Raw genomic sequence first — 20,406 nt, 5'->3', positions numbered from 1 at the left:
GGACATGGAGTACGCCCTGCTGGTCTACGGCCAGGAGACGGACTGGGACCGGATGACACCCCAGGAGCGCGAGGCGCGGTTCACCGCCAACCGCGCCTTCGGCCGGGAGCTCGCCGAAGCCGGCGTGCGCATCACCTACGGCGCGCGGCTGGCCCGGCCGGCCGCCGCCGAAGGCGAGGCCCGGGCCGGAGACGGCGTCCTGGAGGTCGGCGGCCTCTGGGTGATCGACGTGCCCTCCGAACAGGAGGCGCTCGGCTGGGCGGCGAAACTCCCGCTCAGCGAATCGGGCCGGGTGGAGGTCCGTCGCTGCGACGGACCGCCGCGGAACAACCGGCCGGTGGGAACGGAGAACTGAGGCTCATGGAATACACCCTGCTCATTCACGGCGACGAGCGGGTCTGGAACGGACTGAGCGAGGCGGAGGAGGCCGCCCTCGACGCCGCCCACGCGAGATTCGGCCGCGAGATGCACGAGGCCGGGGTCGCCGTCCGGTACGGCGGCGGGCTGCAACGCAGCTGCAGCGCCCGCCTGGTGGTGCCGGGGGGCGCCACCGGGGCACCGGTCTCCGACGGGCCGTACCGCTCCGGCCACGAACACCTCGGCGGGATCTGGGTCATCGACGTGGCCGACGAGGCGGAAGCCGTCACCTGGGCCCGCCGCATGCCCTCGGCCCCGGGCGACCTCGTCGAGGTCCGCCCGGTCCGGGTGACCTGAGCCGGCGGCGTCTCCGCTGCGGAGGAGTGGGAAGTCGGCTCGGCCGACTTCCCACTCCTCCCGCTATCCCGCACTGGTGAGGTCCAGCTCGGCCCAGACCGTCTTCGAGTTGGGGTGCCGGGGGTTCGTGCCCCAGCGGTCACAGAGGGCGTCGATGAGGGTGAGGCCGCGCCCGGACTGGGAGTTGGGCGTGAGGGCCGTGGGGAGGAGCGGGAGCCTGTCGCCCCTGGGGTCGCTGATCTCGATGCGCAGGGTGGTGCCCCGGCGCGCGGTGGTGGTGAGCGAGAGGTGCAGCTCGAAGCCGCGCCCCGGAAGACGACCGTGCGTAGTCGCGTTAGCGGCCAGCTCCGCGACGATGAGGAGAGCGGCGTGGAACGGCTCGGTGTGCGTGGAGTTCAGCCCCCAGACGGTGAGTTGACGTCTCGCGATGCGTCGACAGATCGCGGCGCCCTTGGGGGTGGCGGCGAGGACGGTGGTGTGGCCGAAGGGGATTTCGGTGGTCATGGGAGAAAAGCGTGACGGCGCGGACGTACCCTGACCACGCATTCGACGCGCACTCAACGTGCCTGTGCGGAGGCGCAGGGTGCGCCTGTCGGGCGGCCCGGATCATTCGATCGAAAGGACGGGTGATTGCCGTGGGTGGCGTCGAACGCACGGTCTCCGGCGACGGCGAGACGGCGGAGAACTCCGACGGGGTCGCGGAGTTCTACAGCGCGGTGGGGAAGCTGATCAAGCTCTTCAGGGAGCGGGCGGGGCTCACGCAGAAGGACCTCGCCAGGCTGACCGGCTACAGCGAGGACCAGATCGGCGCGATGGAACGGGGCGTGCGGACGCCGCGGATCGAGTTCCTGACGATGGCCGACGACCTCCTCAACGCGGGCGGCGTGCTGAGGGCGGTCGCGGACGACGTGATGAAGGCGAAGATCCGGGTGGCCACGCGGCACCCGGCGTTCAACCGGGCTTTCACGGCGGAAGAAGCCAAGGCCATCGAGATCCACGGCTACGCCACCCTGCTCGTCCCGGGGCTGCTTCAGACCGAGTCCCACGCCCGGGCGCTCTACGAGATGCGCAGGCCGTGGCTCTCCGTAGAGCAGATCGACAAGTGGGTCGCGGCCCGACTCGATCGGCAGGAGATCCTGACCCGGTGGCCGTTGCCGACGATGAGCTGGGTGATCGACGAGAGCGTCCTTCGCCGCCCGATCGGCGGCTGGGACGTCCACCGGGAGCAGCTCGAACGGCTACTCAAGGTCGCGGAGATCCGCGGTTTGGAGCTGCAGGTCATGCCGCTCGACGCGCCCGAGAACGCCGGCATGGGCGGGCCCTTCACGCTCCTCACCCCTCCTGGACGGCCACAGATCGCGTACGTTGAGGTGCAGCACGTCAACCGCCTGATCACGGACCCCGAGGAAGTCCGTACGATGGCGGCACGATACGGCACCCTCAGGGGGCAGGCGCTCAACATGAGGGAGTCCCTGGCCTTGATCGAAATGATCCTGGGAGAGCGATGAGCATGGCCGAGCTGGCATGGTTCAAGAGCAGCTACAGCAGCAACGAGGGCGCCGAGTGCATCGAGGTCGCCGAGACCCCCGGCACCGTCCACGTCCGCGACTCCAAGGACAAGACCGGCCCCCAGCTGGCCTTCGACCCGGCCGCCTGGGCGGCGTTCGTGACCTTCGCCGCCACCACCACCGAGGCCTGACCCGGACCTCCCCAACGGCCCACCGCCTTCCCGGCGGCGGGCCGTTGGTTTCCCTCGCCCTTCGCTGCGCGGTGCTGCCGAGCTGGGGAGATCCGCTCGAAGCTTGGTTCAGGGACGCGCTGCCGCAACCGCGTCGGTGTACAGCTCGGTTGTCAGGTCGTCGTCGCCGATCCCGAGGTCGGTCAGTGTGGCTTTGACAGCGGCCAGCGCCGGTGCAAGGTCGTTCTGTGCGGCGGCCACGGTCTCGACCTCGATGAACGTGGCATCCAGCTCCGGGACACGGACCAGGGTGGCGAGGAGCCGCCGTCCGTCGCGCTCGACGGTGTAGTTGCGGCACCGCTTCTCGAACTGGATACGCGTGGTGAAGCCGAGACCCCGGATGATGTCGTGTGCGGCGTCCGCGTCCTCGACGCGAGTTTCCGCCTCCGGCTTCGATCCGGATGCCTCGTCGACCCGGGCACCCTTGTAAGTGAGCAGCGTGCGGGTGTCGTCAGGGCTGTGGACAGTACGAATCCGAAGCTCGCGGTCGCCATCCATCAGACTGCCGTCCGGTGCGTCGTAGTACGTGTCGCGGTAGACCTCGGCACGGCCCGTACCATGCCGGTCCTCCAACTGCTTGAGGACACCTTCCGGGTCACGAACAATCGCCTTCAGCTCCGCTTCGATCGCCATCCTGTTCCCTCCGTCAGATCACGCGCCGAGCGCCGTCCAGCAACACCTCGAACTGCCTTCGCCAGCCCCGGTACAAGGGCCCGCTGGGAGTGGGAAGAACCTTATACGTCGCCGACTCATGCCCTTCCCAGTCCGTGTCGAAAACCCCGACGTAGAGCGTCCGATCAAGCCTGATGATGCGCCAGACCGGAACGACGTCGTACCGGTAGACCTCGACGTGTCCGATCTCGGCGAGTTCTCGGAGGCGGGCCTCAGCGAGGCGGATACCCCCGGCGAGCGACTCACATGACTCACCGATTTCAGCCGCTCGATGTTCGGCTGCCGCTGAATCCGGGTCGAGGATGAGAACGCGTAGCCGTGGTGCCGGGTCATCGGCTCGGTCGAGGTGCCGCCGGAGTAGCGAGTCGCGAAGGGCAAGCAGCCCGAGCCCGCGTACGGCCAGGACATCCAGGTCGGCGGCGGACCGTGCGGCACGCTGGATCTCGGCGGCGGCTGATGCCTGATCGCTGTAGACGCGGACGATCTCAGGGAACGCGGCAAGGTCGAACGCCGAGCCGGGCTCGCGTCGATCCGAGCAGCGCGGAGCGAGCCCGAGAAGCCTGCGGGCACTGTCCGGCATGTTGAGGCCAGCGGCGACGCGTTCGAAGACGTCCAGCTTCGTGACTTGGCGATGGCCATTGATGATCTCGTTGACCCTGCTCTGGGTCATCCCGACCTGAACGGCGAGTCTGGCCTGGCTGGCGCCACTGTGGTGCTGCACATACAGAAAGAGCGCGGAAACGTCCCGTCGGCGGAGCGCTTCCCGCACTTCCTCGTTCTGCCATGCGAGGTCCGGAAGCCTGATTGGTTCCAACGCGGTTCCCAAGCCCGGTCCTCCGCCTCAGAGAATCCATCTCACCGTGAGATTACCGGCCGGATATCGAAGCTGACGGCAAGTCTGACGATTCTTTGGAGCGCATGACCGCTCGTCCAGTCCGGAACGAGCAGAGTCAACCGATTGGAGCGGCACGTGAGCACCACCACCACCATCAAGTCCTGCACCGAGCTGGACGAACTGGGCAAGTTCTTCACGATCACCGCGCGCCGCCTCGACGCGGGCGAGGCGGCGCCGGAGATGTTCTCCGCCGCCATCGACACGGCTTGGCACCAGCTCGCCACCGACCCGGCCGCGCATGGGACGTTCGCCGTCCAGTACGCCAACCGCAAGTTGGTGCACGTCGAGAGCGCGGGGGCCGGCTTCATCTCCTGGGTGAGCGCGTACGAGGAGGTGTACGGCCCCCTCCCGGAGACCTGGTTCACCGACGCCGCCGGTTCGGTCGACACCGAATCCCTGGCTCGATACCGGGAGACGGGAGAGGTCTGGGCCGAGTGGAACTGCTCGCCCGCGCCCGGCGACGGCGATGATCTGACCGCCACGGCGACCAACCGGTGATCACCACATCTGGAGGAGCGTCCCGGCAGACCGCCGGGGCGCTCCGCCTCATCGAGGCCCGGACAGATAGCCCGACCAGCGTGAACGTGAGCGGCTACCTGGTCACCTTGCAACCGCACTGCCCGTTCCTCCAGCCGTCCACGGCTCGCGGTATGACCGGATGGACCGTGTACGAGATCACGCCCGGCACGCACCGGTACGCCATCGAAGCGGAGCTGTTCTACGCGGGCGTGCAGGCCGCCGAGTGGATTCGCCCCGTGATGGCCCGGCCGTACGGTGCGCTTGCGTGCGAGAACCTGGTGCTGGTCGGGCAGTGCGCCGACGCCGGCCACCGCGAGCTACTGGACTGGCCTCACTGGGCCTTGAAGAACCTCTACGGGCCGGTCGGCGTGATGTTCGGCAAGTTCGCGAAGGGAGCCGCTGAGGTCGGCCGGGCCGGGCACAGCATCCCGCTGGCCCCCTTCTCGTTCCTCCCGGTGCGTACGGCTGTCCGCCCCCTCGACCCGAAGTTCCTGACAGGCACACCCGACCTCGCGGCGGCAGTGGCCGGATACGTGGACGACGGCCGCGACGTGTTCGAGCACATCCCTTGCGAGTGGAAGGCAGTGAGAGAATGGGCGAGTTCACTCGCGAGGCCGTCGAAGCGCTGAAGGCCGCGCAGGAAATCTGCGGGCCGCTGGAGCTGGAGGAGATCAGCAACCGGCGGGGCTCGGCAGTCTGGAAGGCCACCGGGCCACGGGGCATCGCAAGCATCAAGCTCGGCACCGGGGAGGCCGCCGAGGTCACCGCGCGCGAAGCCTCCGTGCTGGATCAACTCCCCGGATACGCCGTGACCGCCGGCCGATTCGATGCCGGCGTCTGGTTCGTCACCCCGTGGCTGGTCGGACCATCGACGTGGCAGGTCTTCCGTCCCCTGCGCAAAGGCGAAGGAGGACGGGACGAGGCCATGGCCGCCGCGGTCGGATTGAGCCGTGCCGTGGCGGACCTCCACGCCAAAGGATGGGTGCACGGCGACCTCCAGCCCCAGCACGGCATTCACGGCGAGGACGGAACGGTCCGCCTCTTGGACTTCGCCTGGTCCCGACAAGTCGGCACCACGCCGTGGACGACCTTCGACGGCACGATGATCCACCTCACTGCCCCCGAGCTGGCCGCCCGGATCACCACCGGCCCCCAGCCCGTCCGCCCGACACCGGCCTCCGACGTCTACGCCCTCGCCGGCACCCTGTGGACCTGCATCACCGGACGATGGCCACTGGAGTACGCGGCCGCCAAGCTCGGCCGGGACACACCGGTGGCGGAGCTCCGCAAGGCCATCGCCGCCAGAACCGTCCCCCTTTCCGCCAGGACGCCCTGGCCCACCGTTCAGAACCACCTGCGGAACGCCCTGCTGTCCGAGCCCGACGACCGGCCGACCGCCGCCGAGCTGGCCGACCTTGTTCAAACGGTCGACACGTGATCGAACTGCGAGAGCTCACAATGGCCGACACCGCAGCCCTCCAGCGGATCTACAGCCGAGAATCGACCAGGTTCCTCGGACGGGGGCCGATGGGCGCTGCCGAAGCCCGCCGCGTCGCACACGACGCGGCGGCCTCGACCATCCAATGCCCACGCCCGGTCTTCACTCTGGGCCTCGACCTTGACGGCGACCTGCTCGGGATCACCAAGCTCCACCTGGACCGTCCTGTCGCTGCACTCAGCTACATCCTGCGTGCGGATGCTTGGGGGAAGGGGCATGCCACCGAAGCAGTCCGCCGGATTCTCGCCTTGGGCTTCGGCCGCCTTGGTCTACCTGAGATCCGCGCCAAGCACCACCCTGACAACCCGGCCTCCGCCCGCGTCCTGATCAAGGCGGGGTTTGTTCCGACCGGCGAGCACACGGGATTCACCATCTACACCATCTGGCCGCTCCAGAACGGCCGGCTGCTACTCCCCGGTCTGCCTTCCTGCGCGCAGGAAGGCAGACCGATCTCGTGGGGCGTTCAGGCCACGTGATCAGCGAGCAGCGGTCCTGACCGGGGGCAGCACCCAAGTCCTGCCCTTCGGCTGACCAGATCGGCTAGACGGCCCGCTCCCTGCACGCAGGGAGCGGGCCGTGCGCGTGCGGGCATCCGGAAGATGAGATACCGCCGTGCAACGCCAAGTGCTGTACTCGGCCTGGCAATTCCTTCCTCAACCTTCGCGTCGGGCCCCTTGCTGGGCTCATGACAGGTCGGCAACCCTGAACTGCCACCCGCCTCGGCCACCCCCACGGCCCGGGACCGGAGTGGGAGTCTCCTGCCTGCCCCCCACGAAGGAGCCAGCATGCGCCGATTCCTGATACGCGTCGCCACCCTCGCGGCCGCCGCCACCACCCTCGCCGTACCGGCCGCACCGAGCACCGCGGCGGCCGCGCAGGGCCTGTCGTTCCGCCCCCTCCAGTACAACACCAACGGCTACAACTGGGGTGGTTACGCCGCCACCGGCAGCGGCTTCACCTCGGTGTCGGCGACCTGGACCGAGCCGCGCGCGACGTGCAACTCCACCAACGACCTGTACGCGCCGTGGGTCGGCATCGACGGGTACGGCTCCTCCACCGTGGAGCAGACCGGGGTGGCGACGGACTGCTCCAGCGGCAGCCCGGTGAACCAGGCCTGGTACGAGATGTACCCGTCGGCGCCGGTGTACCTGAGCACCGGCTCGTACCCGGTGTCGGCCGGCGACTCCATCAGCGCCTCGGTGACCTACGCCGGCAGCAACAGGTACACCCTCAAGCTGACCGACTCCACCCGCGGCTGGACGTACACCACCACCAAGAACCTGTCCGCGCAGCGGACCAGCGCCGAGGTCATCATCGAGTCGCCGACCGGCTCGTACCCCAACTTCGGCACCCTGAGCTTTACTTCGGCCACCGTCAACGGCAAGTCCCTCGGCTCCTACAGCCCCGTCGCCCTCGACCCCAGCGCGAACGGCACCTACGAGGCCCGCACCAGCGCCCTGAACTCCAGCGGCACCGGCTTCACCGACACCTACCTCCACCGGTAGACCGCGCCGAAGCGGCCCGCTCCCTGCGCGCAGGGAGCGGGCCGCCGGGCGTACGGCCTCAGGTCAGATGGGCGGCGATCAGGGGGGCGCACTCCTCCGGGCGTTCGAGGAGGGGGAGGTGGCCGGTCTCCGTCAGGGTCTCCAGCGAGCAGTGCGGCACGGTGTCGCGGAGCAGCGAGGCGTTGCGGACGAAGGCGGGCATGTCCTCGTCGCCGAGCAGCACCAGGGTGCGGGCGGTGATGCGGCGCAGGTCGGCGGCCGTGTGTCGGTGGGCGGTGAGGGCGTCCATGGCGCGGTTGCCCAGCTCGGCCCAGCTGTGGCGGGTGATGACCTCGCGCAGGGCGGCGCGCAGGGCGGGATGGCGCCGGGTGCCGGTGAAGATGTCCGGCGGGGACTGCATCCAGAGGTCGGCCAGTGGTTCGCCGGGGCCGGTCATGCGGTAGAGCATGGCGAGCTGCTGGTACCGGACCCGCGCCGAGGCCTCGTTGGGGGTGCCGGCCAGGGTGGGGGCGGCGAGCACCAGCCGGTCGATCGACGACGGCTCCTGGAGGGCGAGTTGGATGGCCGACATGGAGCCGAAGGAGAGCCCGACCAGCCGCCGGGCGCCGGTCTCCTTCGCCACTTCGGCCAGCTGCCCGGCCAGGGCGGTGAGCGGCAGCCCCGGGGGGAGCGGGGCCGAGCCGCCGTGGCCGGGCAGGTCGATGCCGATGTGGGTCCAGCCGGGGAGGCGGTCCCACAGCGGCTGCCAGGTGGTGGAGTCCATGGTGTAGCCGTGGATCCACAGCACGGCCGGGCCCTCGCCCTGGCGGTGCAGGTGCAGGTACGGCTGCGAGGGCAGGTCGGAAAGGAGGGGCGGGTACGGGCTGTCAGGCACCGGTGCCTCCGGGGAAGTCGGCGCAGAAGGCCCGGAAGGCGAGCACCGGCTCGTCGCGGGCGTCGTAGCGCGGGGTCATCGCGTGGTCGAGGTGCTCCCAGACGACCTTGTCCTCGGCGAGCGCCTTCTCGCTGCCCCCGAGCAGGGCGGGCAGGGCGGCGCGCTGGTTCTCGCGCACGCCGATGGCGACGCGGGCGACGCAGCCGCCGTCCTCGGTGGGCACCGAGCCGGTGACGATCACCTGCCGTTCCTCCAGCGGGCCGAACTCGGTGACGACCACGTTGGGGCTGAACGCCTGGGCATGGAAGCGCGGCTTGTAGTCCCAGCGGACGCGGCCGGTGCGGACGGCCTCCCAGCGGATCCCCTCCAGTGTGCGGGCGTCCTGCCAGGGCGAGGTCTGCATCAGGAACTGGCCTTCGATCACCAGTTCGCCGTGCTCGCCGCGGCGGGTGGCCATCCCCTGGTTTCCGGGCACGCCGTGGACGGCCTTGAAGTGGTCGGGGTCGAAGGCGTTCTCGACCACGTACTCGGACGGCACGGCCACGGGCAGGCTGACGGCCGCCACCAGCGGGTACTCGTCGGTCCAGCCCTTCACCGCCGGTTCGAAGCCGCGGTCGCCGTCCGGGTCGTCGGAGAGCCGGACGAACAGCGCGTCGCCCCAGGTGAGCACCCGGTGCTCGGCGACCGACCAGTGCTTGGACGGGTCGCCGAGGCCGATCCGCTTGCCGTGGAACGGGCAGACGACGCAGTCGCCCTCGCGCCGCCCGCCGTAGCCGAGGTGGGCGCCGCGGTGCGGGCAGGAGGCGTCCAGGACGCGGATCCGCTCGTCCTCGCGGAGGGCGATCAGGCGGCGCGGCCCGATTGCCAACGGGGTTATCTCGTCGGTCAGTTCGGAGCGGAAGGCCAGCAGGTACCAGCCGTGGTGCACAGTCATGGGGCTCACGTTCGTCGAGTTGCCAGGGCCTTGAGGACTTGTTCGGCGGCCCGCTGCCCGCTGGCCAGGGCGCCCTGCACCCAGGGCAGCCGGAAGCCCGTCAGGGTCGCCTCGCCGGCGAAGAAGAGGGTGCCGTCCACCGGCTCCGCCCACTCGCGGGCGGCGCCCTCCAGTCCGGCCCGGGGTGCGGTGAACGCGCCGCCGGCGTACGGGTCCTGGCCCCAGTCGGCGACGGCGAGGCCGAGGACGGCGGCGCCTGAAGTCCAGGGCAGCGCGGTGGCCAGCAGGGCGGCCAGGGCCGTGCGGTCCGCGACGGCCGCGCGCAGGTGGGCGGCGGCTCCTGCCTTGGCGACCACCAGCGCCTCCGGGCGGCCGGTGGTGCAGCGGACGAAGCCGGCGCGGCCGTCGACGTCGAAGACGATCACCGTGTCGGGTGCGGGGCGGTCCAGCGTCACCACGGCGCAGCAGCCGTCGCCGGCGGGGAGCCGGGTGGCGGCGGCGCGCTTCTGCGCGGGCAGGCCGGTGATCGCGCCGGCCGTGAGCACGGCGGGCGGGACGGTGAGCACGGCGGCGCGGGCGGTGGCCGTCCCGGTGTCGGTCCGTACGGTGACCCGCCCGGGCTCGTGCGCCAGCTCCCGGACGGGCTCGCCGAGCCGGACGTCCAGGCCCGCGGCCAACCGCTCCGGCAGCCGGGCGAAGCCGCCTTCGACGGCGAATTCGCCTTCCCCGACGCCTTCCCCGACGCGCTCGCCGACACCGACGCCCTCGCCGACGCCGACACCGAAGCCCTCGCCGACGCTTTCGCCCACGTCCCCGCCGCCACCCCCGCCCCCGGCGTCGCCGCGGTGCGCGGAGGCGACGGCGGCGGCGCTCAGCTCGTCGGGGTCGGCGGCCCAGTTCTGGCGGAACCACTCGCGGGCGGCCGCGGCCTCAGGGCCGGTGCTGCCCTGGGCCCGCAGCCAGGTGCCGACGGACAGGCCGGTGATGCCGGGCGCGCGCCGCAGCATGGCTTCCAGCTGCCAGGGGGCGCGGCGGCCCGAGCCGAGCGCGCCCATCGACCGGTCGGCGCCGTCCTCGACGATCCGGGCGGTGACCCGGCGCGGTACGGGGCTGGTGCGGCCGGGCCCGACGAGCTGGTGCACCGGGTTGCGGTCCCCGTGGACCACCTGGGCGCCGAGTTCCAGCGGCGGGCCGCCGTCGGCGGGGTGGAAGGTGTGGATCCGCCCGCCGACCCGCTCCCGGGCTTCGTACACCACGACGGAGAGGCCCTCCCGGCGCAGCAGTCGGGAGCAGTTCAGCCCGGACGCGCCGGCGCCCACCACGATGGCGTCGTACCCGGTCACAGTTCACCGCCGAGGTCGATGGGGAGGGCCCGGAGGCGGCGCGGCACCAGGCACTGGTCCCAGTCCGGGGCGCCGGCCGGCCCGCGCAGCGCCGGGAACCGGCCGACCAGGCGGGGCAGCAGCAGCGCGGCGGTCTGCCGGACGAGCGGGGCGGCGAGGCAGAAGTGGGGGCCGCCGCCGAAGCCGAGGTGCGGGTTGGGGTTGCGGTCGAGGCGCAGCGCGTCCGGGTCGGTGAAGACGTCCGGGTCGCGGTTGGCGGCGGTGAGGACGGCGAGGACCCGGGCGCCGGGCGGCAGTTCGCCACCGCGCAACTCGACCCGCTCGGTGGTGACCCGGGCGGTGAACGGGATGGGCGCCTCCAGGCGCAGCAGTTCGTCGACCGCGAGCCGGGCGGCGTCCTCGTCGGCCTGCGCGAGCCGGGCGACGGCCGGGCGGTCGGGCAGCAGCAGGTGCAGGGCGTTGCCGATGGATTCGGCGAGGGGCTGCCAGCCGCCGATGACGGCCAGGTTGAGGACGCCGAGCATCTCGGCGCGGCTGAGCCGGTCGTCGGCGGCCAGCGCGGTCAGCGGCACCCGGAGGCCCTCGAGAAGGGCCCGGGTGGTGTGCCCGTCGAGGTAGTGGGTGAGCGCGCCGGCTGCGCTGCGGCCGAGGGCGGCGCGGGCCGGTGGCACCATCGGGTCGAGGTTGACGGAGGCGGCCCGGGCGAGTGCCTCGAAGCGCTGCAGTTGTTCGGCGGGCAGCCCGAAGAGGCGGGCGTAGACGGCGGTGGCGAGCGGCCGTCCGAGGTCGGCGACGGCGTCGACCGGCCGGTCCGTGGGCAGCCGGTCGAGCAGCGCGTCGACGTCGGCGGCGAGGTGGACGCCGAGCGGGCGGACGGCGGCCGGTCCGAGGAGCAGGGCGCCGGGGGCGCGGAGCCGGTGGTGGTCGGGCGGGTCGGTGGTGAGCATGGACGGCGGCAGGGCGTCGTCGCGGGCGCGCTCGCGCTGGCCCTGGGCGGCGGAGAAGCGCGGGTCGCGCAGGACGGTCGCGCAGTCGGCGTGCGCGGTGACGAGCCAGAGCCGGGACGCGGCGTCGTAATGGACGGGGTCGTTGGCCCTGAGCCACCGGTACGCCGGGTGCGGGTTCGCCCGCCCGGCCGGGGCGAACGGGTGGATCAGGTGCTCGGGCAGACGTACCGGTGTCGTCGTCATGGGTCCAGCTCCCCAGGTCTCAGCGGACCCGGGGTCCGCGCCAGCGGAAGGAGAAGGCGGTCAGCAGCAGTCCGGCCAGCGACCAGGCGGTGAGGACCATCGCGATGTGCCCCAGTTCCCAGTTCCCGGCGGGTTCGACGACGGTGAAGGAGTCCGGCAGGAAGACCGAGCGGAAGCCTTGGGCCATCCACTTGACCGGGAAGAACGCGGCCACCGTCTGCATCCAGGCGGGCAGTTGGCCGAACGGGAAGAACACGCCGGAGATGAACTGCAGCACCATGAAGACGGGGGTGACGATCGCCGCGGCCGACCGGCTGTTGGGGATCAGCGCCGAGTAGGCGGCGCCGGCCATCGCACAGGCGACGGTGCCGAGGGCGAGGTCCCAGCCGAGGGTGAACCAGCGCTCCGGAGTGCCGGGCAGCGGCAGCCCGAACAGCGCCAGTGCGATGCCGATCAGCAGCACCGCCTCCAGTGCGGTGGTGACGATGACCCGCACCAGCTTGCCGATGAAGTACGCGGACTTGGGCATCGGGGTCATCGCGAGCCGGCGGACGGTACCGGTGTCGCGCTCGATCGCGATGTTGATCGCCAGGCCGGAGAAGGAGGTGCTCATCACGCCGGCCGCGATGATGCCGGCCATGAAGACCTGCTTGAGGTCGGTGTCGGTGCCGGCCACCTTGCCGGAGAAGATCGAGCCGAAGACGACCAGCAGGATCACCGGGAACATCAGGGTGAAGACCAGCGACTGCTTGTTGCGGAAGAACGCGCGCAGCTCCACCTTGGCGCGGGCCGCGCCGGCCCGCGCGATGCCGGGGAGGCGGGCGGCGCGCCGGGGTGTCGCGGTGGTCCCGGCGGCCGGGGCGGTCGCGGTGGGTTGTGTGAGGGTCATCGCTTGCCCGCCTCGTGGGTGATGCTCTGGCTGGTGTCGGCACCGCGGTCGGTGCCGTCGGCGTGCTCCCGGATCAGGTCCAGGTAGACGTCCTCCAGGGTGGGCCGGTGCACCCGCAGTTCGGGCAGTTCGCCGACGCCCGCCTGGTGCGCCCACGGGACCAGCGCCGCGAGCAGCGCGGTCGGGGCGTGGGTGGCGATCCTGAGCAGGCCGTCCGCGCCCACCGGGGCCGGTTCGGCCCCGGGTGGCAGCGACGGCAGTGCGCGGCCGGCCAGTTCCGGCGGAATCCGGAAGGAGACCGTGGTCGGAGTCTGCGAGCGGCCGCCGAACTCGGCCAGCGGCCCGCACTGGACCACTCGGCCGGCGACGATCACCGCGGCGCGCTGGGCCAGCGCCTCGGCCTCGTCCAGGTAGTGCGTGGTGAGCACGGTGGTTCGACCGCGCTCGGAGAAGTAGCGGACCAGGTCCCAGGCCTCCCGGCGAGCCACCGGGTCCAACCCGGTGGTGGGTTCGTCGAGGAAGATCAGGTCCGGGTCGCCGACGATGCCCACCGCGACGTCGAGCCGGCGGGCCTGGCCTCCGGAGAGGTCCGTGCTCTGCTTCTTCTCGTGCTTGCCCAGTCCGACCATGTCGATGACCTGGCCGACCGGCAGCGGGTTCGGGTAGAACGCCGCGAAGTGCTCGACCACCTCGCGCACGGTCAGGTCCGAGTAGGCGCCGGTGGTCTGCGGGACCACCCCGATCCTGGCGCGCCACTCGCGCCGGTCCTCGGCTGGGTCGCAGCCGAGGACCCGCACGTCACCGCCGGTTCGCTGGCGGACGCCCTCCAGGATTTCGACGGTCGTCGTCTTGCCCGCGCCGTTCGGCCCGAGCAGGGCGAAGACCTCACCCTGGTGGATGTCCAGATCCAGACCCTGGACCGCGTGCCAGTCGCCGTAGCTCTTGCGCAGGCCGCGGACTGAGACGGGGTGGTCCCCGACGGCAGTCGCCACTGTGGATCGCTCCTCTGTGGGGTGTTCAGGCCGACCCGGTCCTCGGGCCGACCGGCCGGGCGATCTGCCCGGCGGGCGGGTTTCCCGGCTGGATCAGGTGCAGCAGCAGCACGGGCAGCAGCAGGAGTTGCCGCCGGCCGCGATGTCCGACAGGTCGCCCTCGCTCAGCTCGGCGGTGTCGATCTGCGGGGTCTCCGGGATGTGGAACTCGTAACGGCCGGTCGCCAGGCCGATCTCGTACAGCTCGACCTGCACCTCCAGGTTGCCCTCCTGCTCGCCCTCGGCGGCGGTCGTGACGACCACGACCTCCGCGTCGGCGGGCAGCTCCAGGCCCGCCTCGGCGAGCGCGGCACGGGCGTCGGTCCGCAGGCGGGCCGCGTACTCCTCGCTCGACCAGGCGCTGATCAGGGCACGGGTGTAGCCGTTGACGAACTCGGCCCGCTTCCTCTGGTCCAAAGCCATGTGACTTTCCTTTTCTCGGTTTCCGGATGGTGCCGGCGGCGCTTCCCGGCGCCGCCCGCAAATGAAGAATGACACGGCCGCAATCGGCCGCCAAGACCTCATTTCCGGTGCCCGGACTAAGTATTGAGCACGTGCGGCGGGTGCGGTACATTTCAGCCGTCACACACCCGCGAATACGTATCAGAATACGCATCGGAATACGCATCCGAATACGTACCGGGGAATTGCTGGTACGCATTCCGGGGCCGCGTACGCATTCCGGTGTCCCGGGTAAGCATCGAGAGGAAAACGGGGGTGGTCCGCACCGTGCCCACGCACACCGTCCCGCCAGGCCCTGCCGGCGACGTCGACATGGCGCTGATGAGGGAGTCGCCGCTCGACTTCATCACCGGCCTGGCCCGCCGCTACGGCGACATCACCCGCCACCGCGCGGACGGCGACACCGTCTACCTGCTCAACCGGCCCGAGTACGCCAGGCAGGTGCTCAAGGACAACGGCGCCAACTACACCAAGGAGGGCACCCCGGACGACGCCATGCTGCGCCCGCTGCTCGGCAACGGGCTGCTCACCAGCAACGGCGCCGACTGGGCCCGCCAACGGCACCTGACCGCCCCCGCCTTCCGGCCCAGCGCGGTGCGCACCTTCGACCGCATCGTCACCGACGCCACCGCCGGCATGCTGGAGCGCTGGGCCCCGGCCGTGGAGTCCGGCGCCCCGCTGGAGGTGGACGAGCAGTTCACCGCGCTCACCCTGGGCATCCTCACCCACGCCATCCTCGGCGCCGACATCGACGGCATCGGCGAGGGCTTCGGCCGCGCGGTGGACGCCGTCAACCGCTGCATCGGCCACTACGTACCCGATCCCGACCCGGACCCGGCCGACACCGCCCGCCGGTACGCCGACTTCGGCCGGGCCCGGACGTTCCTCAACACCGTCACCCGCACCCTGATCGCCTCCCGCCGCGCGGGCGGCAGCGGCGGCGGAGCGGGCGGGAACCTGCTGGACACCATGATGTCCGCCGACCACCTGGTCTCCGACGAGGACCTGCGCGACCAGGTGCTGACCATCGTGATGGCCGGCCACGAGACCACCGCCAAGTCCCTGACCTGGACGCTCTACCTGCTCGACCGCCACCCCGACGAGCTCGCCAAGGTCCGCGAGGAGGTCGACCGCGTCCTCGGCGGCCGGCCGCCCACCGCCGCCGACCTCCAGGACCTCCCGGCCTGCCGCCGCGCGATCCAGGAGGCCATGCGGCTCTACCCGCCGGTCTGGCTGATCTCCCGCCGCGCCGCGGGCCCCGACCGCATCGGCGGGTACGACGTCGAGCCGGGCACCCTGGTGTGCGTCAGCCAGTGGGTGCTGCACCGCCACCCCGACTACTGGGACGCACCGGACGCGTACCGCCCGGACCGCTTCGACGGCGCCGCCCTCCCCAGCCACCTCTACCTGCCGTTCGGCGGCGGCGACCGGATCTGCGTCGGGCAGCACTTCGCGATGCTGGAGGCGGTCCTGGTGCTCGCCACGCTGCTGCAGTCGGTCCGGCTGGAACTCGTCGAGGGCTTCCCGGTCGAACCGGAGGCCCTGGTCACCCTCCGCCCCAAGCACGGCATGACGATGATCGCGAGGCCCCGATGACCACCTCCGCGCCCGGCCGCCCCGTAGGCGGCTCGTACGACCCGGCCCGCACCACCGGCGGCGGTCTGACCGCCGAACTCGACCGGCTGGAGGCGCAGGCCGCGCTCTCCTTCCCCGAGGAACTGCGCATCCTGCGCGGGCTCGGCCTGGAAGGCGGAACCGTCCTCGAACTCGGCGCCGGCCCGGGCGCGGTGACGCGGCGGCTGCGCGCCGCGCTGCCCGCCGGCACCGCTCTGATCGCCGCCGACATCGACGGCGAACTGCTCGCCCACGCGGCCGGCCCCGGCGTCACCCTGCTGGTCGCCGACGGCGCCGACCTGCCGCTGCCGGACGACAGCGTGGACTTCGTGCTGCTCCGCTACGTCCTCCAGCACGTGCCCGACCCGGCCGCCGTACTGGCGGAGGTCCGCCGGGTGCTGAAGCCCGGCGGGCGGGTCGCCTGCACCGAGGTCGACTCCGCCCTGTGGGGCGCCGCCGAGCCCTCGTACCCCGAACTCGCGGGCGTCCACGCCAAGATGGCCGCCGCCCAGCGCGCCGACGGCGGCGACCGGTCGATCGGCCGACGGCTGCCCCGGCTGCTGCGCGCGGCCGGCTTCGACGACGTCGTGCTGCGCCCCTTCGCCACCACCAACGACGACCACCCCACCGACGCCTTCGCCCCGCAGCTCGGCCCGCAGCGCCTGGAGCCGCTGGTGGCCCGGGGCGTCCTCTCGCTGGCCGAACTCGCCCTCGCCGCGGACCGCTGGAATCGCTTCCGGTCGGATCCCGACGCCTGGGTGATGCTGCTCGGCCTCACCGCCGCCGCGACCGCACCCGCGGGCCGCGGACCGCAGGAAACCCCGTGAGCGCAGCACCGAAAGGAACCGCCATGCACCCCAAGGTCAAGATCTTCATCACCATCTTCTGCTACATCAGCGCCGTGGCCGGGCTGATCACCGCCGTGATGGACGCCAGCCACAAGCCCGCCCAGACCACCGACGCGGTCGTCGCCGGCGTGCTCGGCGTGGCCTTCCTGCTGGGCGGCCTGGCGCTGACCCGGAAGCCGCGGTACTGACGGCACCGGCGGTGGTGTCCGGCAGCACACAACGGGTCGGGGGGTAGGGCTTCGAAAGCCCTACCCCCCGACCCGTTCGGTCCGCGTCAGCGCGACCGGCGCAGCGGGTTGATCACCCCGAACGCCCCGGTCAGCGTGGACGGGTCGACGAAGGAGCCGCCCGGACCGTGCGTACGGCGGAAGTTGTCGACCAGCCCGGAGAACGACGGGTCCACCTTCGCCCGGTAGGCGGCCAGCAGGTTGACCCGCTCCGGGGTGGACAGCTCCCGCTCGGCGCGCAGCTGGTGGCTGCGCGACAGGTGGTACATGCCCTCGACGGTGTACCCGGCGTCCAGCCAGCCCTGCCACAGCGCGTCGCGGTCGGCCTCCTGCCCGGCGAAGTACTCGAGCGCGCGCTGCCGCGGCTCGGTCGGCGCGGCCGCGGCCGGCACCGGCTCGGGGCGCAGCTCGACCCGCCGCCCGCACAGGTACAGCACCGCGACGCCCTTGCGCACGCAGAAGTTGAGCGCCTGCGCGGCCTGGTCGACGACGGCCTCCGCCTTGTCGTTGAGCGAGGTGTTGCACAGGATCGGCACGCCGGTCGCGGCCCGGAAGGCGTCCAGCGCCCGGTGCAGCCGCGGGTTGGACTCGGCGGTGACGGTCTGGTGCCGGGCCGAGCCGTCCAGGTGGACGATCGCGGGCACCGACTCCCTCACCTCCGGCCGGACCTGGACGGCCTCCAGCATGTACGGCGACTCGCGGTCCGAGGCGAACCACTCGCCCGCGTGCTCGGCCATCACCATCGGCGCGACCGGCCGCCACCATTGGCGCCGCTTGTACGCGTTCAGCAGGTCCTTGACCTTCGGCGAGCGCGGGTCGCCGAGCAGGCTGCGGTGGCCCAGCGCGCGCGGCCCGAGCTCCGCCCGGCCGTCCACCCAGGCGACCACGCCGTCCGAGACGTCGGCGACGAACCGCTCCGCCTCGAAGTCCGTGACCGCGGCGATCCACGGCGCGAACTCGGCCAGCGCCTCCTCGACGTCCAGGACGTCCCGGCCGTAGTACGGCGAGACGATCCGCAGCCCGGACCGCTCCAGCGCGCCGGCGCCGTACAGGCCGAGCAGGCCGAGGCCGATGCCCTGGCCGGAGTCGTTGGCGCACGGCGGGGTGACCAGGCTCTTGAAGCCGAACCGGTCCATCAACAGCGTGTTGGTGGGGCAGTTGAGCGCGTAACCGCCGCTGGTGGACAGGTGGGTGTCCTCGGCGCGGATGCCGCCGACCTCCAGCAGCCGCTCCACGTTGCGGATCGCGACGCCCTCGCAGCAGCGCTGGACGACCTTCATCACCGCGCTGCGCAGGTGGTCCTCGCGGCTGAGCGAGTCGTCCGTCTCCACGTCGGCCAGCTGCTCCTCGGCGGCGGCGACCACCGCGCGGACCAGGTCGTGCGCGGCCTTCCAGGGCTGGGTCGCCGATCCGCCGAAGAAGGTGACGTCGGCGATCGCGGCCTCGGCGTCGAACTCGATCGTGGTGGTCGAGGCCGAGGCCAGCGCCATCAGCGAGCCGGGCTCCAGGCCGAACACCGTCTCGGCGGCGGTGTACAGCGGGCCGGGGGACTCCACCGGCTCGAAGGTGATCCGGCCCTGCTTCACCACGCAGCCGGCGTACCAGTAGGTGTTCGGGCGGCTCTCCTGCGCGTAGTCGGGCAGCGCGTCGATCGCCAGGCCGACGATCTGCTCGTCGCGGAACAGCGGGACGTCCCGCAGCACTCCGCTGAACAGGTGCGCCAGGCTGTGCAGCGGGAACTCCTCCGCCCCGGCCGGCTTCGGGACCGGCTGCGCCTTCGGCAGTCCCGGGGTGCCCCAGGTGGCCGTCACGTCGTCGAGGGTGAGCCCCTCCTCCGCCAGGAGTGCCGACAGGAAGGCCTCGGCCCGGCCCTCGGTGTACAGCGGCCAGAAGTGGTGCTTCTGCCCGCTGACCCGTTCCAGTTCCCAGACCCGGACCAGTTCGACGTCGGCGCCGTCACGGCGCCAGAGCGCGACGTTCTGGTCGTGCCGCACCGAGAAGACCGCACCCGGCCCCGGCGGCGTGAGATAGGCGGAAAGGAAATGCTCGGCCACGGTTACCTCTTTTTCCTCGGTCTGCCAGGTTCTGTCAGGACGAGGTAGTTCCGGCCCGCTCGCGAGGGGATTTCCCGCACCCCGCCCAGGGCCGGCCGCCCACCCCCGGCGCCAGCGACTACCCGGTCATTCGACCACGCGTGCGGACGCCCGGTACATACTGAAATCCCCGTTTACGCACGCCCCCGGCCCCTCGCGTACGCATGCGCAGCGGGCCCCGGCCGCCCGAGGAAAAGGGGTCGAGCCGACGCGCCACCGCCGGCGCCGCCCGCACCGCCGCGGCTCCGGCCCCGGCGCCCCGCACCCCTGTTCTTGGCACCGAGAGCTGACCCGAGCCGCCGTACGGAAGCAGGACGGAAGGTGCCGGGCCTGGCAACCGTCCGGCCCGGCACCGCCGCGTGCGCGACCGCGTCCCGTCGGCGTCCCGGGCCCTCACCGGCCCGGAAACACGGCAGCACCCCGGCCGGAGAACGCGGCCGGGGTGCTGCGGAAGTGGGGCACCAGGGGCTCGAACCCTGAACCTACGGATTAAAAGTCCGCAGCTCTGCCAATTGAGCTAGTGCCCCGCGGCCCTTGGTCCCGGTGGTGCTCGGCGGGGAAGGCCACGGCGATCCTACCCGGTGGGGCCCAGGGCTCCGCCAGTGGATTGCGCGGGCGCGCCGGGAGCGTGGAGCGGTCCTTGAGGCGGGGTGTAGTGGGCGGCGCGGACGCGGCGGAGCCACGCCTCGACGGGGCGGGGGTCGGGGGCGGCGGGGAGGACGCCGGGGCGGTCGAGGCGGGCGGCGGCGTCGGCGAGCAGGGACTCGGCGGCGGCGGGGCGGTCGGCGATGCGTTCCCCTGCCTCGCGGACGCGTTCGGGGTCGGGCAGGCGGACCGCGTTGCGGCCGGTCTCGTGCAGTCGGACGGCCTGCTCGACCAGCCGGACCAGGTGCCGGGCGTGCTTGGCGGCGCGGCGGCGGGCGGCCGGGTCGGTGGTGTCGCGGGTCAGCAGCTTGCGGAACTGCTGGTCGGCGTAGCCGAGGTAGGCCCTGCGCACGGCGGGCGCGCTGAGGAAGGCCGTGCGGAGGGCGATGAGTTCGTCGCCGAGCGGGGTCCGGGTGTCGTACAGGTCGTCCGGCAGCCAGACCAGTTCGGAGGCGGTCGGGTTGCAGGCCAGCGCCAGCCGGCACCACTTGGCGGCCTCGTGCAGGGTGACGTCGGGGTCGGTGGTGACGTGCGACTCGGCGGGGCGGTGCAGGCCGTGCAACTCCTCGGTGGGCGTGGCGAACAGGCCCAGCCGGTCGAGGTCGGAGTCCGCGTGCGCGAAGCCGTACGCGGTGGAGCCGACGACACCGGCGAGCAGGACGCTGCCGACGGGCGGGGCCGGAGTGGCGGACAGGGCGGGGGCGGAGGATAGGGC

Annotated in this window: 24 protein-coding genes and 1 tRNA gene; 12 read left to right on the top strand and 13 right to left on the bottom strand. The window is 72.1% G+C overall.

All coding sequences use genetic code 11. The features are described from left to right. The first annotated feature begins 4 nt into the window (after window positions 1-4). Both IF30_RS0134535 and IF30_RS0134530 read left to right on the top strand, forming a co-directional pair. Window positions 5-355 (top strand): YciI family protein, encoded by a 351-nt coding sequence (locus tag IF30_RS0134535; RefSeq protein ID WP_030245922.1) that lies wholly within the window; start codon window positions 5-7, stop codon window positions 353-355. Between the two features lie 5 nt (window positions 356-360). Further along, window positions 361-714, top strand: coding sequence for a YciI family protein (locus IF30_RS0134530; RefSeq protein ID WP_030245921.1), 354 nt, complete (start codon window positions 361-363; stop codon window positions 712-714). 63 nt (window positions 715-777) lie between these two features. Here IF30_RS0134530 and IF30_RS0134525 read toward each other — a convergent pair whose 3' ends face one another. Beyond that, on the bottom strand, window positions 778-1,218 hold the full coding sequence (locus IF30_RS0134525; protein WP_030245919.1) for an ATP-binding protein: 441 nt from the start codon (window positions 1,216-1,218) through the stop codon (window positions 778-780). A gap of 131 nt (window positions 1,219-1,349) precedes the next feature. Here IF30_RS0134525 and IF30_RS0134520 point away from each other — a divergent pair, with 131 nt between their 5' ends. Both IF30_RS0134520 and IF30_RS0134515 read left to right on the top strand, forming a co-directional pair. Then, window positions 1,350-2,222 carry a helix-turn-helix domain-containing protein gene (locus IF30_RS0134520; protein ID WP_030245916.1) on the top strand — a complete coding sequence of 291 codons (873 nt, stop codon included), beginning with the start codon at window positions 1,350-1,352 and terminating at the stop codon, window positions 2,220-2,222. A 2-nt stretch (window positions 2,223-2,224) separates the two neighbouring features. Further along, complete coding sequence (locus IF30_RS0134515) at window positions 2,225-2,413, top strand: DUF397 domain-containing protein (RefSeq protein WP_324605680.1); 189 nt, start codon at window positions 2,225-2,227, stop codon at window positions 2,411-2,413. Window positions 2,414-2,521: 108 nt separating this feature from the next. Here the strand turns inward: IF30_RS0134515 and cyaB are convergent, their stop codons facing one another. Continuing rightward, the gene (cyaB, locus tag IF30_RS0134510; protein ID WP_030245914.1) at window positions 2,522-3,085 is read right to left on the bottom strand and encodes a class IV adenylate cyclase; all 564 of its coding nucleotides are present in this window, start codon (window positions 3,083-3,085) and stop codon (window positions 2,522-2,524) included. A 13-nt stretch (window positions 3,086-3,098) separates the two neighbouring features. Next, window positions 3,099-3,950: a helix-turn-helix domain-containing protein gene (locus IF30_RS0134505; RefSeq protein ID WP_030245913.1), complete on the bottom strand. Its 852-nt coding sequence runs from the start codon at window positions 3,948-3,950 to the stop codon at window positions 3,099-3,101. Between the two features lie 144 nt (window positions 3,951-4,094). On the opposite strand from IF30_RS0134505, the gene IF30_RS0134500 reads away from it, so the two are divergent. The 5 genes from IF30_RS0134500 (at window position 4,095) to IF30_RS0134480 (ending at window position 7,541) form a co-directional block, all read left to right on the top strand. Beyond that, entirely contained in the window at window positions 4,095-4,517 is a 423-nt protein-coding gene (locus IF30_RS0134500) for a hypothetical protein (protein ID WP_234322953.1), read from the top strand. Between the two features lie 80 nt (window positions 4,518-4,597). Beyond that, entirely contained in the window at window positions 4,598-5,167 is a 570-nt protein-coding gene (locus IF30_RS0134495) for a DUF6875 domain-containing protein (RefSeq protein ID WP_324605679.1), read from the top strand. Continuing rightward, the gene (locus IF30_RS0134490; RefSeq protein ID WP_030245910.1) at window positions 5,131-5,976 is read left to right on the top strand and encodes a protein kinase domain-containing protein; all 846 of its coding nucleotides are present in this window, start codon (window positions 5,131-5,133) and stop codon (window positions 5,974-5,976) included. The genes IF30_RS0134495 and IF30_RS0134490 overlap by 37 nt, the downstream gene beginning before the upstream one ends. Next, on the top strand, window positions 5,973-6,512 hold the full coding sequence (locus IF30_RS0134485) for a GNAT family N-acetyltransferase (RefSeq protein ID WP_051711832.1): 540 nt from the start codon (window positions 5,973-5,975) through the stop codon (window positions 6,510-6,512). Before IF30_RS0134490 ends, IF30_RS0134485 begins: the two co-directional genes overlap by 4 nt. A 309-nt stretch (window positions 6,513-6,821) precedes the next feature. Beyond that, the gene (locus tag IF30_RS0134480; protein WP_030245906.1) at window positions 6,822-7,541 is read left to right on the top strand and encodes a G1 family glutamic endopeptidase; all 720 of its coding nucleotides are present in this window, start codon (window positions 6,822-6,824) and stop codon (window positions 7,539-7,541) included. 58 nt (window positions 7,542-7,599) lie between these two features. Here the strand turns inward: IF30_RS0134480 and IF30_RS0134475 are convergent, their stop codons facing one another. The 7 genes from IF30_RS0134475 to IF30_RS0134445 form a co-directional block, all read right to left on the bottom strand. Then, window positions 7,600-8,415, bottom strand: a complete 816-nt coding sequence (locus tag IF30_RS0134475) for an alpha/beta fold hydrolase (RefSeq protein WP_030245904.1) — start codon at window positions 8,413-8,415, stop codon at window positions 7,600-7,602. Further along, window positions 8,408-9,349, bottom strand: coding sequence for a Rieske 2Fe-2S domain-containing protein (locus IF30_RS0134470; protein WP_030245902.1), 942 nt, complete (start codon window positions 9,347-9,349; stop codon window positions 8,408-8,410). The genes IF30_RS0134475 and IF30_RS0134470 overlap by 8 nt, the downstream gene beginning before the upstream one ends. A 5-nt stretch (window positions 9,350-9,354) precedes the next feature. Continuing rightward, the gene (locus IF30_RS0134465; RefSeq protein WP_030245900.1) at window positions 9,355-10,692 is read right to left on the bottom strand and encodes a flavin monoamine oxidase family protein; all 1,338 of its coding nucleotides are present in this window, start codon (window positions 10,690-10,692) and stop codon (window positions 9,355-9,357) included. Beyond that, window positions 10,689-11,882 (bottom strand): cytochrome P450, encoded by a 1,194-nt coding sequence (locus IF30_RS44190; protein WP_051711830.1) that lies wholly within the window; start codon window positions 11,880-11,882, stop codon window positions 10,689-10,691. The genes IF30_RS0134465 and IF30_RS44190 overlap by 4 nt, the downstream gene beginning before the upstream one ends. Before the next feature lie 19 nt (window positions 11,883-11,901). Then, window positions 11,902-12,771, bottom strand: coding sequence for an ABC transporter permease (locus IF30_RS0134455; protein ID WP_030245898.1), 870 nt, complete (start codon window positions 12,769-12,771; stop codon window positions 11,902-11,904). Next, complete coding sequence (locus tag IF30_RS0134450) at window positions 12,768-13,763, bottom strand: ABC transporter ATP-binding protein (RefSeq protein ID WP_037902132.1); 996 nt, start codon at window positions 13,761-13,763, stop codon at window positions 12,768-12,770. The genes IF30_RS0134455 and IF30_RS0134450 overlap by 4 nt, the downstream gene beginning before the upstream one ends. Before the next feature lie 93 nt (window positions 13,764-13,856). Next, window positions 13,857-14,225, bottom strand: a complete 369-nt coding sequence (locus IF30_RS0134445) for a hypothetical protein (RefSeq protein ID WP_234322952.1) — start codon at window positions 14,223-14,225, stop codon at window positions 13,857-13,859. 294 nt (window positions 14,226-14,519) lie between these two features. On the opposite strand from IF30_RS0134445, the gene IF30_RS0134440 reads away from it, so the two are divergent. From IF30_RS0134440 to IF30_RS0134430, 3 genes are read left to right on the top strand one after another with little or no spacing between them, the layout of a single operon-like run. Next, a complete protein-coding gene (locus IF30_RS0134440; RefSeq protein ID WP_037902129.1) occupies window positions 14,520-15,860 on the top strand; it encodes a cytochrome P450 in 1,341 nt (446 codons plus the stop codon). After that, window positions 15,857-16,705 (top strand): class I SAM-dependent methyltransferase, encoded by an 849-nt coding sequence (locus tag IF30_RS44185; RefSeq protein WP_051711829.1) that lies wholly within the window; start codon window positions 15,857-15,859, stop codon window positions 16,703-16,705. The genes IF30_RS0134440 and IF30_RS44185 overlap by 4 nt, the downstream gene beginning before the upstream one ends. Before the next feature lie 23 nt (window positions 16,706-16,728). Further along, window positions 16,729-16,914, top strand: coding sequence for a hypothetical protein (locus IF30_RS0134430; RefSeq protein WP_030245889.1), 186 nt, complete (start codon window positions 16,729-16,731; stop codon window positions 16,912-16,914). A gap of 86 nt (window positions 16,915-17,000) precedes the next feature. On the opposite strand, the gene IF30_RS44180 is transcribed toward IF30_RS0134430, so the two are convergent. From IF30_RS44180 to IF30_RS0134415, 3 genes are all read right to left on the bottom strand, one after another. Beyond that, window positions 17,001-19,007, bottom strand: a complete 2,007-nt coding sequence (locus IF30_RS44180; RefSeq protein ID WP_051711828.1) for a carbamoyltransferase C-terminal domain-containing protein — start codon at window positions 19,005-19,007, stop codon at window positions 17,001-17,003. Window positions 19,008-19,500: 493 nt separating this feature from the next. Further along, window positions 19,501-19,573, bottom strand: a tRNA-Lys gene (locus IF30_RS0134420). A gap of 47 nt (window positions 19,574-19,620) precedes the next feature. Then, a complete protein-coding gene (locus tag IF30_RS0134415; protein WP_420791188.1) occupies window positions 19,621-20,349 on the bottom strand; it encodes a DNA polymerase beta superfamily protein in 729 nt (242 codons plus the stop codon). Between the last annotated feature and the right edge of the window lie 57 nt (window positions 20,350-20,406).

The organism is Streptomyces sp. NRRL S-350 (assembly GCF_000719705.1).
Taxonomy (GTDB): Bacteria; Actinomycetota; Actinomycetes; order Streptomycetales; family Streptomycetaceae; genus Kitasatospora.
This window is presented reverse-complemented; position numbering and strand designations above follow the sequence as displayed.

Excerpts from the sequence above, each read along its gene's own strand:
- IF30_RS0134535 (WP_030245922.1), top strand. The coding sequence starts at position 5 with ATGGAGTACGCCCTGCTGGTCTACGGCCAGGAGACGGACTGGGACCGG.
- IF30_RS0134530 (WP_030245921.1), top strand. The coding sequence starts at position 361 with ATGGAATACACCCTGCTCATTCACGGCGACGAGCGGGTCTGGAACGGA.
- IF30_RS0134525 (WP_030245919.1), bottom strand. The coding sequence starts at position 1,218 with ATGACCACCGAAATCCCCTTCGGCCACACCACCGTCCTCGCCGCCACC.
- IF30_RS0134515 (WP_324605680.1), top strand. The coding sequence starts at position 2,225 with ATGGCCGAGCTGGCATGGTTCAAGAGCAGCTACAGCAGCAACGAGGGC.
- cyaB (WP_030245914.1), bottom strand. The coding sequence starts at position 3,085 with ATGGCGATCGAAGCGGAGCTGAAGGCGATTGTTCGTGACCCGGAAGGT.
- IF30_RS0134490 (WP_030245910.1), top strand. The coding sequence starts at position 5,131 with ATGGGCGAGTTCACTCGCGAGGCCGTCGAAGCGCTGAAGGCCGCGCAG.
- IF30_RS0134480 (WP_030245906.1), top strand. The coding sequence starts at position 6,822 with ATGCGCCGATTCCTGATACGCGTCGCCACCCTCGCGGCCGCCGCCACC.
- IF30_RS0134470 (WP_030245902.1), bottom strand. The coding sequence starts at position 9,349 with ATGACTGTGCACCACGGCTGGTACCTGCTGGCCTTCCGCTCCGAACTG.
- IF30_RS44190 (WP_051711830.1), bottom strand. The coding sequence starts at position 11,882 with ATGACGACGACACCGGTACGTCTGCCCGAGCACCTGATCCACCCGTTC.
- IF30_RS0134455 (WP_030245898.1), bottom strand. The coding sequence starts at position 12,771 with ATGACCCTCACACAACCCACCGCGACCGCCCCGGCCGCCGGGACCACC.
- IF30_RS0134445 (WP_234322952.1), bottom strand. The coding sequence starts at position 14,225 with ATGGCTTTGGACCAGAGGAAGCGGGCCGAGTTCGTCAACGGCTACACC.
- IF30_RS44185 (WP_051711829.1), top strand. The coding sequence starts at position 15,857 with ATGACCACCTCCGCGCCCGGCCGCCCCGTAGGCGGCTCGTACGACCCG.
- IF30_RS0134430 (WP_030245889.1), top strand. The coding sequence starts at position 16,729 with ATGCACCCCAAGGTCAAGATCTTCATCACCATCTTCTGCTACATCAGC.